This is a genomic window from Deinococcus sp., from assembly GCF_030523985.1.
Classification (GTDB): Bacteria; Deinococcota; Deinococci; order Deinococcales; family Deinococcaceae; genus Deinococcus.
In genome coordinates this window covers 1-12,595 of the sequence record NZ_JAUNHK010000080.1, presented here as the reverse complement: position 1 = coordinate 12,595, position 12,595 = coordinate 1, and the positions used below count along the sequence as shown (strand labels likewise).

General features: G+C 65.2%; 9 protein-coding genes. 3 read left to right on the top strand and 6 right to left on the bottom strand.

Annotated elements, in window-relative coordinates:
- Positions 1–66 precede the first annotated feature (66 nt).
- From typA to Q4C89_RS11190, 4 genes are all read right to left on the bottom strand, one after another.
- Positions 67–1,848, bottom strand: a complete 1,782-nt coding sequence (gene typA / locus Q4C89_RS11205) for a translational GTPase TypA (protein ID WP_303102697.1) — start codon at positions 1,846–1,848, stop codon at positions 67–69.
- A gap of 151 nt (positions 1,849–1,999) precedes the next feature.
- Positions 2,000–3,808, bottom strand: coding sequence for an oligoendopeptidase F (gene pepF / locus Q4C89_RS11200; protein WP_303102696.1), 1,809 nt, complete (start codon positions 3,806–3,808; stop codon positions 2,000–2,002).
- Between the two features lie 100 nt (positions 3,809–3,908).
- Positions 3,909–4,976, bottom strand: coding sequence for a branched-chain-amino-acid transaminase (gene ilvE / locus Q4C89_RS11195; protein ID WP_303102695.1), 1,068 nt, complete (start codon positions 4,974–4,976; stop codon positions 3,909–3,911).
- Positions 4,977–5,025: 49 nt separating this feature from the next.
- Complete coding sequence (locus Q4C89_RS11190; protein ID WP_303102694.1) at positions 5,026–6,459, bottom strand: amidase family protein; 1,434 nt, start codon at positions 6,457–6,459, stop codon at positions 5,026–5,028.
- Between the two features lie 121 nt (positions 6,460–6,580).
- On the opposite strand from Q4C89_RS11190, the gene Q4C89_RS11185 reads away from it, so the two are divergent.
- A complete protein-coding gene (locus Q4C89_RS11185; protein ID WP_303102693.1) occupies positions 6,581–7,075 on the top strand; it encodes a cation:proton antiporter regulatory subunit in 495 nt (164 codons plus the stop codon).
- Between the two features lie 43 nt (positions 7,076–7,118).
- Positions 7,119–8,267, top strand: coding sequence for a cation:proton antiporter (locus tag Q4C89_RS11180; protein WP_303102692.1), 1,149 nt, complete (start codon positions 7,119–7,121; stop codon positions 8,265–8,267).
- A gap of 149 nt (positions 8,268–8,416) precedes the next feature.
- Here Q4C89_RS11180 and Q4C89_RS11175 read toward each other — a convergent pair whose 3' ends face one another.
- The gene (locus Q4C89_RS11175) at positions 8,417–10,540 is read right to left on the bottom strand and encodes an MDR family MFS transporter (protein WP_303102691.1); all 2,124 of its coding nucleotides are present in this window, start codon (positions 10,538–10,540) and stop codon (positions 8,417–8,419) included.
- Positions 10,537–11,037, bottom strand: a complete 501-nt coding sequence (locus Q4C89_RS11170; RefSeq protein ID WP_303102690.1) for a MarR family winged helix-turn-helix transcriptional regulator — start codon at positions 11,035–11,037, stop codon at positions 10,537–10,539. Before Q4C89_RS11170 ends, Q4C89_RS11175 begins: the two co-directional genes overlap by 4 nt.
- A gap of 180 nt (positions 11,038–11,217) precedes the next feature.
- On the opposite strand from Q4C89_RS11170, the gene miaB reads away from it, so the two are divergent.
- A partial coding sequence (gene miaB / locus Q4C89_RS11165) for a tRNA (N6-isopentenyl adenosine(37)-C2)-methylthiotransferase MiaB (RefSeq protein ID WP_303102689.1) occupies positions 11,218–12,595 on the top strand: 1,378 nt, incomplete at its 3' end.

Sequence of the window (12,595 nt, the reverse complement as noted above, 5' to 3'; positions counted from 1 at the left end):
GGCGTTTGAGCCGTAAAAGAAGCAAGGGCCGAGGCATATGCTCTCGGCCCTTGCTTCTTTTTGCGCTTACTTACGCATGCTGGGGTTCAGAATCTTTTTGCGCAGGCGGATGCTCTGCGGGGTCAGTTCGACCAGTTCGTCTTCAGCGATGTATTCGAGCGCGTCTTCCAGGCTCAGGCGCTTGGGAGGAATCAGGGTGAGGGCTTCGTCGGCACCACTGGAACGCACGTTGGTCAGCTTCTTGTTCTTGCAGACGTTGACGTTCATGTCCTGCTCGCGGGCGTTTTCACCCACGATCATGCCCACGTATACTTCCTGGCCCGCGTCGATGAAGAAGCTGCCACGGTCTTGCAGTTTCCAGATGGAGTAGGCGAACGAGGTGCCGTCTTCCATGCTGACCAGCGAGCCGTTCTGGCGGGTCTTGAGTTCCCCGGCCCAGGGCGCGTAGCCGTCGAAGATGTGGCTCATGATGCCTTCGCCCTGGGTCATGCTCAGGAACTGGGTGCGGAAGCCGAACAGGGCGCGGGCGGGAATCTTGAATTCCACGCGCACGCGGCTGCCCTGGGGTTCCATGTTGACCATCTGGCCCTTGCGGGCGCCCAAAACGCCGATGACGGTGCTGGCGTGCTGCTCGGGCACGTCGATGACGAGGTGCTCGATGGGTTCGTGCTTCTCGCCGTCGATCTCGCGGATAATCACGCGGGGGCTGCCGACCTGCACTTCGTATCCTTCGCGGCGCATGGTTTCGAGCAGGATGGACAGGTGCAGTTCGCCGCGTCCGGACACCACGAATTCGTCGGGGCGCACTTCTTCGACCTTCAGCGACACGTTGGTCATGACTTCCTTTTTCAGGCGGTCATTCAGGTGACGGCTGGTGACGTACTTGCCTTCCTTGCCCGCAAAGGGGCTGGTGTTGGGCTGGAAGGTCATGGAGACGGTGGGTTCGTCCACGGTGATGATGGGCAGGGCTTCGGGTTCAGCGAGGTCGGCGATGGTTTCACCAATCTGCGCGTCCTCGATGCCCGCCAGCGCCACGATGTCGCCCGCGCCCACTTCGTCCACCTCGATGCGCTTGAGGCCCAAGTGGGTAAAGGGCTGTACGACGCGGGTCTTGGTCATGGTGCCGTCTTTGTGCATCAGCTGCACGAATTCGCCCTTCTTGACCTTGCCCCGGTTCACGCGGCCCAGCACGATGCGGCCCAGGTACTCGGAGTAGTCGAGGTTGGTCACGAGCATCTGGAAGGGGGCTTCGAGGTCGACGTGAGGCGCGGGAATGTGCTCCAGCACCATGTCGAACAGTTCCTTGAAGTCCTCGCGGGGCTGGTCGAGGTCTTTGAACGCCTTGCCTTCACGGGCAATCGCGTACAGCACCGGGAAGTCGAGCTGGTCGTCGCTGGCGCCGAGTTCGGCCATCAGGTCGAAGGTCAAGTTGACGACTTCTTCGGGGCGGGCGTCCTGACGGTCAATCTTGTTGACGACCACGATGGGCTTGAGGCCCAGTTCGATGGCCTTTTTCAGCACGAAGCGGGTCTGGGGCATGGGGCCTTCGGCGGCGTCCACCAGCACCAGAGCGCCGTCCACCATGCCCAGCACGCGCTCGACCTCGCCACCGAAGTCGGCGTGGCCGGGGGTGTCCACGATGTTGATTTTGATGCCGTTGTACTCCACGGCGGTGTTCTTCGCCAGAATAGTGATGCCGCGCTCGCGCTCCAGGTCGTTGGAGTCCATCGCCCGCTCAGCGATTTCCTCGCCGTGCTTGAGTTCGAGGGTCTGCTTGAGAAGGCCGTCCACCAGCGTGGTCTTGCCGTGGTCGACGTGCGCGATGATGGCGATGTTTCTGTATTCCATAGTGCTCCTTGAGGGGGAGGCCAGCCACGCCCCTGTTTTTGCCATAAAAAATCCCGCCGCAGTTCCAGTATTCGGAAAATGGGCGGGATACCCAAACAGGGATTCTAGCAGATGGCGTCAGGGCCATGTCTGCACGGCCACGAGCGCTCGCTCAGCGCCGCTGCGCCAGCAACTCTTCGAGCCGCGCTATGTACCCTTCCAGCGTGCGGAAAGTGGCCTGCACAGGCTCTGGCGACAGCATGTCCACGCCCGCCGCCTTCAGCGCGTCAATCGGGTCGAGGCTGCCGCCCGACTTGAGGAAGCGCAGGTAATTTTCGCGGGCGCTCTCGGGGTCGGCCTCAAATTGTTCCAGCAACTGATGCGCCGCGCTGATGCCCGTGGCGTACTGGTAGGCGTAGAAGTTGGCGTACAGGTGGGTGGAAAACTGCGCCCACAGAATGCCGCTGCGCTCTCTGTCCATCGTCACGCCGTCGCCGTAGCCCTCGCTCAGCAGGTCGGCGGTGAGCGCAATGAGGTCGGGGGCGCTGAGGGTGCCGCCCGCTTCGATGCGGCGGTAGCATTCCAGTTCGAAGGCCGCCAGCGTCGGCATGATGAAGAAGTAGCGGTGAAAGTTACTCAGGGCTTCTTCAATGATCTGAACTTCAAATTCGGTGTCGCCCGCCGCCCGCGCCCCCGCGAGCAGGTTTTTGCGGCTCATCGCCTGATTGAAGTTGGAAGCGACCTCGGCGTGAAACAGCGTGTAGCGCGGCACCGAGGCGGCGTGTTCGCGCTGGGCCAGCAGCGAGTGCATGGAATGTCCGATTTCGTGGGCCAGCGTGGAGTAGCTGCCCACCGTGCCATTCCACGTCATGAAGATGTAGGGTTTGACGCGCCCGCCGCCGTTGGAGTACGCGCCCTGACGCTTGCCGTCGTTCTCGGCGTAGTCCACCCAGCGGTCTTCCAGCAGGCCAAAGCGCATGTCCTTCACGTAGTCCTCGCCCAGCGGGGCCATGCCCTCGGCAATCCAGTCCACGGCCTCGGCGTAGCTGACGTGGCGCGGCGCCACCAGCGAGGCTTTCACGTCGTATTCGCGCAGTTCACTGAGGCCCAGCCAGTCGCGGCGCACCCGCCAGTAACGGTGCCAGATGGGGGTGTGGGCGCGGTAGGTGTCTAGCAGCGTGGTGACGACCTCGGTGGGGATGTTGTCGGGGGCCAGGGAAGCCGTAATCGCGTCGGGGTAGCGGCGGGCGCGGGCCAGAAAGACGTTCTGGCGCACGTTGGTGGCGTACATGGCGGCCTGCGCGTGCTTGGCGGCAAGGTGCGCGTCGGCGTAGTGTTCCCACGCTTCGCGCCGAATCTCGCGGTCTGGGTCGGAGGTCAGGCGGTCCACGTTGCCCTGGGTGATCTTTTGCCCGCCTGCCGTACCGAAGTCCATGTCCATATTCGCCAGTGCGGGGTGAATGCCGCGTTCACTGGCAAACGGAGCCTGCACCGCGCCGAGCAGTTCCTCCACCTCGGCGCTGCGGACGTGGGGCTTGTTGCGGAGGATGCGCTCCAACTTGATGCGGAAATCGGCGAAGTCGGGGCGGGTCAACCACTCGCGCAGGGTGGCTTCGTCCAGCGCCAGCAGTTCGGGCCGCGCAAAAGCGTTGGCGCTGCCGTACTGCGCCGCGACGCCACTCGCCCGGTCACGCCACGCTGCCGCCGTCGCGTCGCGCCCGTCCACGCTGGCACTCATGCTGGCGTAGGACATGAAGCGCGAGAGCCGCAGCTCCAAGTCGTCGGCGGCCTTCAGGTAGGCGAGCAGCTTTTCCGGCGACTCGCCCAGCGTTCCGGCGTAGGTGCTCAGTCCGGCAATGTCGCCCGTCAGTGCCTCGGCCTCGGCTTCCCAGTCGGCGGGGGTGGCGTAGAGGGCTTCGATGTCCCAGGTCTGTTCGCGGGGCACGTCGGCCCGCCGGGGCAGCGTTTTGGTTGTGGTCATGGGGGGGAGGATAGCTGATGGCGGATAGCGGATGGCAAATAGCAAAAAAGGCCGAAGCATTTGCCTCAGCCTTCTGCTTTTAGCCATCTGCTATCAGCCATCAGCCCCCAGCGCTTTCTACCTTCACAATCCACCCCTCCGGCGCTTCCCGGTCGCCGTACTGAATGCCCACCAGTTCGTCGTAAAGCTGACGGGTCACTGGCCCCGGCTCGGATTCGGAATAGAAGACGTGGAAGTCGTCGCCGTGCTGAATGCCGCCGATGGGCGTAATCACTGCCGCCGTGCCGCACGCACCTGCTTCGCTGAAGTGGTCCAGTTCGTCAATGCGGATGTCGCCTTCTTCCACTTGCAGGCCCAGGCGGTGCTCCGCCAGCCACAGCAGGCTGTACTTGGTGATGCTGGGCAGGATGGAGGGCGACTTGGGCGTCACGAACTTTTTGCCGTCTTTGGTGATGGCAAAGAAGTTGGCGGCCCCCGCTTCCTCGATTTTGGTGTGGGTGGCGGGGTCGAGGTAGACCACGTCGGCAAAGTCGCGCTTTTTGGCCTCATAGCCGGGGAGCAGGCTGGCGGCGTAGTTGCCCCCCACTTTGGCGGCCCCGGTGCCGTTGGGCGCGGCGCGGTCGTAGCCCGAGGTGATGAAGTTGGTCGGGGTCAGCCCACCCTTGAAGTAGGGGCCGACGGGCACGCAGAACACGCTGAAGATGAATTCGGGAGCCGTCCGCACGCCGATGTTGTCGCCCACACCAATCACGAAGGGGCGCAGGTACAGGCTGCCGCCCGTGCCGTAGGGGGGCAAAAAGTGTTCGTTGGCCTGCACGACCTGTTTGCAGGCGTCGATGAACATCTCGTCGCTGATTTCGGGCATCAGGAGGCGGCGGCAGCTCATCCGCATCCGGGCCGCGTTCTGGTCGGGGCGGAAGAGGTTGATGCTGCCGTCGGCGCAGCGGTACGCCTTCAGGCCCTCGAAGCACTGCTGACCGTAGTGGAGGGCGGTGGAGCCTTCCGCAAGGTGAATCATGTTGTCTTCGGTCAGCGTGCCGCCGTCCCATTCGCCGCCCTGCCAGTGCGCCAGGTAGCGCAGGTCAGTCTTGATGTACGAAAAACCGAGGTTGTTCCAGTCGATGTCGGCCAGTTTCTTGGCCTGTTCGGGGCGCGTGTTTTCAGACATGGGCACAGGGTAGAGGGTGGAGGGGAGGGGGTAAAGGGTAAGGGCCGTTTCAGGACGGCGTGACCGGAGGGTCGGGCGCGAACGTCACCCCGCCGAGCTCACGGTTGAGGTGCGCCGCCAGCGACAGCAGCCGTCCGTCACTTCCTGCCGGGCCGACCAGCAGCACGCCGCTCGGTTTGTCGCCTCCTTCGGCTGGAACGGGCAGCGCCACACTGGGATAACCTGCCGCCGCCGCGAGGTCGTAGCCCCGGATGGCGGGAAACAGCACCGCGTCGTGGCCGCGTGCGAACAATTGCCCGAGGCCGTCCGTGAGGCTCAGGCGCAGGTCACGCTCGCGGGCCAAGGCATAAGCGCCTTCGGACAGGTCGCCCCGCGTGGCCTGCGCCGCCAGCAGCAGATGCTGACCGTAGCGCAGCCGGGCGACGGGGTCGGCGTCGTTTTGCGCGATGACTTCCGCCAGCGACTTCGGCCCCTGCCGCACCCCGGCGAGGTAAGCGTTCAAGTCCGGCTTGAATTCGTAGACCAGCACGTCCAGCCGCCAGCCCGCCGCGTTCAGTTCGGCGCGGGTCGGAAAGTCGGTGCGGTGCAGGGTCGCTCCGGCTGCCTCCAGCACGCTCTCGGCGCGGGCCAGCGCCTCGGCTTCGGCAGGGGTCAGCCCTTCTTCGTCCTCAATGATGGCGATGTCTGCACCGTCCAGCGCACCGTCGGTCAGAACGAGGCTGGGGACGGGCAGGCGGCGGCTGGCTTCGTCGTTCATGTCCGGCCCGGCCATCACCGACAGCAGCAGCGCGGCGTCCCTCACGCTGCGGGTCAGCGGCCCGGCGGTGTCCTGGCTGTGGCTGATGGGAATGATGCCCGTGCGCGGCACCAGCCCCAACGTGGGCTTGACGCCAACGACTCCGTTCTGGTGCGCCGGGCTGACGACCGAGCCGCTCGTTTCGGTGCCGATGGCTGCCGCGCACAGCCGGGCCGCCACCGCCACGCCGCTGCCCGACGAACTGCCGCCCGTGTCGTGTTCCGGCCCCCAGGGGTTGACCGTCTGCCCGCCCAGCGACGAGTAACCGTTGGGCATTCCCAGCGTCATGAAGTTGGCCCACTCGGTCAGGTTGGCCTTGCCCAGAATCACCGCGCCCGCCGCCCGCAGTCGGGCCACCAGCGGGGCGTCCGTGTCCGGCACATGGTCTTTCAGCAGCACGCTGCCAGCCGTCGTGGGCAGGCCCGCCACGTCTATGTTGTCCTTGATCAGCAGCGGCACGCCATGCAGCGGCCCGCGTTTTTCCGGGGGCACGTCGTCGAGCGTGTCGGCGGTGGCCTGCGCGTGGGGATTCTCGGTGATGACGGCCCGCAACTGAGGATTGAGCGCCCGCAGCCGGGTGAGGTAGGTGCGCGTGATTTCCGAGGGCGTCAGATCGCCTCGCCGGGTCGCGGCTGCCAGAGAGCAGGCGTCCAAATCCAGAACCGGGTCGGGCAAAGGGAGTGTCATGGGGAAAGTGTAGGCCGTGCAGTTCGGGCAGAGGCGATAGACCTTGGCAGTGGAAAGCTGGCAAACATGTCCTGGCGCGGAAATTTGTGTTCTGCCCAGGCGTTTGGACTATGCTGACCGCATGGTGAAGCTCGAAGAAACCTCTTTGCCCGGCGTGGGCATGCGCTACGACTTCGACGGGCGCTTCGGCAAGCGCGTGGGCGTGATTACCCACCGCGACGGGCGGCGCGAGATTTTCGTCTCGCTGCGCGACGACCCCGACGCCTGCGCCCAGAGCATCACGCTCGACGAGGGCGAGGCCGAAGTGGTGGCCGACCTGCTCGGCGGCAGTACCGTCAGCCGCCGGGTGGGACAGGCCATGCAGGACATCGAGGGGCTGGCGATGGACTGGCTGCCGCTGGAAGGGGTAAGCCCCTTCGCGGGCCGGGCGCTGGGACACTCGCAGATGCGGACGCGCACGGGCACGAGCGTGGTGGCGGTCGTGCGCGGCGGGCAGGCCATTCCCGCGCCGGGGCCGGAATTCGTGCTGAACGCGGGCGATACGGTGGTCGTCGTCGGCACGCCCGACGGGGTGCGCCGCGCCGCCCGGCTGCTGAGCAGCGGAGCCGAAGGTTGAAGCGGGGGCTGCCGCATCCCCTTCGCCTCTCCGGAGCTGCACCGTGCTAGGCCGCCTTTTTCTGGAAATCGGGAGCGTCATCCTGGCGCTGGCGCTGGTGGGCCGCGCCGCCGGACGCCTCGGCATCACGCCCATTCCGCTCTACCTGATGGCGGGCATCGGCCTGAGCACGGTCATGCACCTCAACGACACCGCCGAGAAATTCATCCACACCGGGGCCGAAATCGGGGCCATTTTGCTGCTGTTCATCCTGGGTCTGGAGTACACCAGTGACGAACTGAGAACCAACCTGCGGGCCAACCGCCGCATCGGGCTGCTCGACCTCGCGCTCAACTTCACGCCGGGAGTCCTGGCGGGGGCGCTGCTGGGGCTGCCGCCGCTGACCTGGGTGCTGCTGGGCGGCATCACCTACCTGACTTCCAGCGGCATCGCCTCCAAAATCCTGTCCGACCTGGGCCGCCTGGGGAACCGCGAAACGCCCACCATTCTGGCCGTGTGCGTGCTGGAAGACGTGGTGATGGCGGTATACCTGCCCGTCGTGGCGGCGCTGCTCCTCGGCGGCACGCTGCTGGCGGTGGGTGTGAACCTCGCGCTGGCGCTCACGGCGTTCGGGGTCGCCTTTTTCCTGGCGATGCGCTACGGGCATGTCCTGAGCCGCCTGCTCAACGTGCCCAGCGACGAAACCCTGCTGCTGGGCGTGCTGGGACTGGTGCTGGTGGTAGCGGGCGCGGCGGACATGCTCAAGGTGAGTGCCGCCATCGGCGCGTTTCTGGTGGGCATCGCGCTTTCGGGCGAGGTGGCGCACCGGGCGCGGCGTCAGATGGAGCCGCTGCGCGACCTGTTCGCGGCGGTCTTTTTCCTGTTTTTTGGTCTGCAACTCGACCTTGCCAGCGTGCCGGACGTGCTGCTGCCTGCCGCGTTGCTGGCCCTGGTCACCGCTGTTACCAAATTCCTGGTCGGCTGGTACGGGGCCGCCCGCGCCGGAGTGCAGAGCCGGGGCCGCTTCCGTGCAGGCACCACCCTGATTCCGCGTGGCGAATTCAGCATCCTGATTGCGGGGCTGGGCCTGGGCCTCGCGCCCATGCTGGGGCCGCTGGCGGCGGTATACGTGCTGCTCACTGCCATCGTCGGCCCGGTGCTGGCGCGGTTCGACGGGGCGCTGGCTCCACGGCTGGCGCGGGTGCTGCGCTGAGGAGCCGCCAAACGGAAAACGCTGGCCCCTGTGTGGAAGGCCAGCGTTTTCTTTTATGTTCTTGGGTCGGCTCTATCAGGGTTTCGCCTTCTGTGACGCGGTCAAAGTCGTTTTTGACCTTGGACCCTCAAACCCTTAGCAGTCTCTCCTCACATCTCCACATGCGCCGGGGCCACTTTCTCCCCCTCACCACGCTTAGGCATGGTCAGGTTGGGCATCATCAGCGTGGCAAGCAGGGCGAGGAAGGCGACAGCGACGCAGTAGCGGTAGATGTGCGCCACCGAATCGGCGAAGGCGACCTTGGCGGCGCGGGCGCTGGCGAGGGCAATCTGTTCGCCGTCGCGCAGGCCCTGGTGGGCGCGGTTGATGGCCTGCTTCTGCGTCTGGAGGGCCACCTGCTCGGCGCTGGCGTCCAGGCCCTGCTGGATGCCGCTCAGAATCTGGGCGCGGGCAGCGGGGCTTTGCAGTGCGGGCGCGGGAATGCGGTTCAGGCTGTCGCGGAGGGGCTGGGGAAGCTGCGGATTGGCGGCAACCGCCCTCACCTGGGCCACGTCTCCGCTGTTCACGGCGGTGGCGATGACGCTATAGGTCTGCTCGAAGCCGCGCTTCACGCCCGTCGCGATACCGCCTTCAGGCAGGTCGGCAAACTGCTTCTTGGCTTCGGCGGGCAGGTTGGGGTCGTTTTGAATGGCGGCGATGGCCTCGGGGCTGCCCGTCTTCATGGCGCGGGACACGTTGACGCGCAGGGTCTTGAATTCGGCCTGAATCTGTTCGCTCGATTTGGGCGCGGCGTTGCGGTCTACCGGGCCGCTCTCCTCGCCGTCACTTTCGCCAACCTTTTCCCCAATCGTCCTGAGGGTACTCGCCACCGTTCCAGTGTGGGCGGCGGCCTGCGCGCTGAAGGCTTTGGCGAGGTTGTCGGTCAGTCCGGCGGTCAGCACGGCCCCGAAGATGGCGACGCCGATGGTGCTGCCGAGTTGCTGGAAAAACTGGCCCGAACTGGTCGCCACGCCGATTTCCCAGGGCTTGACCGACAGTTGCAGCGCGGTGGTGTAGAGCGGCATGGCGGGGCCGATGCCCAGGCCCAGCAGCACCATGCGGCCAATCACGCTGCCGTAACTGGTGTCGGCGTTCAGGCCGCTCAGCCACCAGAAGCCCAGCATCATCACCGACAGGCCAATCAGCATCAGCGGCTTGTATTTGCCCATGCGGCTGGCAATCTGCCCGCTCGAAATGGCCCCCACGATCAGGCCGAAGGTCAGCGGCAGGGTGGCGGTTCCGGCTTTGGTGGCGCTCACGCCCTGCACCTGCACCAGATACAGGCTCAGAAACAGAATCGCGCCCATGAAGGCCGCCCCGAACATGAAGCGGGCCAGCGACCCCCAGGCGAAAGTCGGGTTTTTGAAGAGTTGCAGCGGAATAATCGGGCTGGGGTGACGGCTCTCGGCAGCCAGAAAGCCCACCAGGGCGGCGGCACTCAGGGCAAACAGGCCCAGGATAGTCGGACTTGTCCAGGCGTAGTTGCCGTCTGCGCCCCAGGTCAGCGCCAGCAGCAGCGGCACGGCGAACACCAGAATCAGCCCCGCGCCCAGCCAGTCCACGCTGGCCTTGAGACCACTTTGCAGCCGGGGCATCTTGAACCACAGGAACACCAGCGCCAGGATGCCCAGCGGCAGGTTCACGTAAAACACCCAGCGCCACGACACGTGGTCGGTCAGCCAGCCGCCCAGCAGCGGCCCGATGACGCTCGACAGCCCGAACACGGCCCCGAATAGGCCCTGGTAACGGGGACGGTCGGCGGGTTCGAACAGGTCGGCAATAATTGCAAACGCGACCGAGCCGAGCGCCGCGCCGCCCAAGCCCTGCACGGCCCGGAAGACGACCAGTTGCATCATGCCGCCGCCGAACAGGTTGCCCAGGAAAGGTTCACCTGCCATGCCGCACAGCGCCGAGCCGATGAGGAAAATGACGATACCGAACATCAGAATCGGCTTGCGCCCGTACAGGTCCGACAGCTTGCCGTAAATCGGCACGAGTGAGGTGTTGGCGAGCAGGTAGGCCGTCGTGACCCACGAATAGAGGTTCAGGCCCTGCAACTCGCTGACGATGCGCGGCATGGCGGTGCCCACGATGGTCTGGTCGAGGGCACTCAGAAACAGCCCGAGCAGCACGCCGAACAGAATCATCATCTTGGTGCGGTGGTCGAGGGTCTTGGCGTAGTCGATACGCCCGGCTGGTGCGTCTGTCGGGGCGGGGGCGGGTGCTTGGGTCATGGGGTGTCCTCGCTGGGTTGAGGGGGAGAAAGGCGGACTTCAAGCTGGTCGAGCAGGTGGCGCAGGTGTCCGGTGGCGGTCATCAGGTCGGCGGCGGGCAGCACGGCAAAGACGTTGATGTACGCCTTGCTGAACGCCGAATCCATGCCCTCCAGCACGCCCACCCCCGCCGCGCTGAGTTCGACCAGTTTTTCGCGGCGGTTGTCGGGGTTCTCGGTGCGGTGAACCAAGCCGCGCTGCACCAGTCGCTCGACCAAGTGACTGGATGCGGGCAGGCTCAGGCGAATGCGTTCGGCCAGTTGCGTGACGGTCATGGCCCCCGCGCCGCGCAACTGGTGCAGCGCCGCCATCTGCGAAAACGACAGGTCGAGTTCGGTCAGTTCGGCCTGCATCTCGTGCGTGACTTCGGAACTGATGTGGCGGTGAAACTGCTTGAGGGTGCGCCCCAGTTCGGCAGCGGCTTCCCGGCTGGCTGGCGATAGGCTCGGGTCGGTCACTGGAAATATTCCAACCTTAAAAGTGTCTTACGCATAAGACGGTATGATGCTCTCAAGTCTGCCGGGAGTCAATGGCGGAGAGGAGCAGCCTCGCCGCTGTCCTTATGGGCAGGCATCGTCTATCATTCGTCTCCGAACAGATGGCCCCGGATGAACACCGGCACAGCCAGAGGAGAACCAATGAAGGCACACGTCATTACTTACGGCTGCCAGATGAACGAGTACGACACCCATCTGGTGCAGTCGCAACTGGTCAGTCTGGGCGCGGATATGGTGGAAGGCGTAGACGAGGCCGACTTCGTCCTGATCAACACCTGCGCGGTGCGCGGCAAGCCCGTGGACAAGGTACGCAGCGTGCTGGGCGAACTGCGCAAGGTCAAAAAGCAGCGCCCCCTGGTGGTCGGCATGATGGGCTGCCTCGCGCAACTCGAAGAAGGCCAGCAGATGGCCCGCAAGTTTGAAGTAGACGTGCTGCTCGGCCCCGGCAGCCTGCTCGACATCGGCGCGGCGCTGGAAAGCAACGAGCGGTTCTGGGGCCTGCAATTCAAGGACGAACTGCACGAACACATTCCCCCGCCGCCCACGGGCAAGCTGCAGGCGCACCTCACCATCATGCGCGGGTGCGACCACCACTGCACCTACTGCATCGTGCCGACCACGCGCGGGCCGCAGGTCAGCCGCTCGCCCGACGACATCATGCGTGAACTGGACATGCAACTCGCGGCGGGCGTGCGCGAAGTGACGCTGCTGGGCCAGAACGTGAACGCATACGGCGTAGACGGGGGCGCGAAACTGGCGGGCTACCCCAGCTTTGCCGAACTGCTGCGGATGGTGGGGCGCAGCGGCGTGGAGCGCGTCAAGTTCACCACCAGCCACCCCATGAACTTCACCGAGGACGTGGCGGCGGCGATTGGCGAAACGCCCGCCATCTGCGAATTCGTGCACCTGCCCGTGCAAAGCGGCTCGGACCGCGTGCTGCGGCGCATGGCCCGCGAGTACAACCGCGAGAAGTACCTCACGCACATCGCTCAGATCAAGAAGCACATTCCGAACGTGGTGCTCGCCACCGACATCATCGTGGGCTTTCCCAGCGAAACCGAGGAAGATTTCCAGGAAACCATGAGCCTGTACGACGAGGTGGGCTTCGACTCGGCGTACATGTTCATCTACTCGCCGCGCCCAGGCACCCCCAGTTACAAGCACTTTCAGGACTTGCCGCGCGAAGTCAAGACCGAGCGCCTAGAGAGATTGATCGCCAAGCAAAAGGAATGGTCGGCCCGCAAAAACGCCGAGAAGGTCGGCACGGTGCAAGAAGTCCTGATTCGCGGCGACGCCTACAGCGAAGGCTTTCTGGAAGGCCACACGCGCGGCAACCACCCCACCATCGTCCCCAAAGCGGTGGGCGCGACGGGCGCGGGCATCTACCCAGTCAGGATCGACCACGCCACGCCCCACCAGATGACCGGGCGCATCCTCGGCGCGGACGGTCAGCCTCTGCCCGAGCTGCCGCGCTTTACGCCCGAAGCGGCGGCGGTGCTGGGCGGGTTGCCGATGGTGT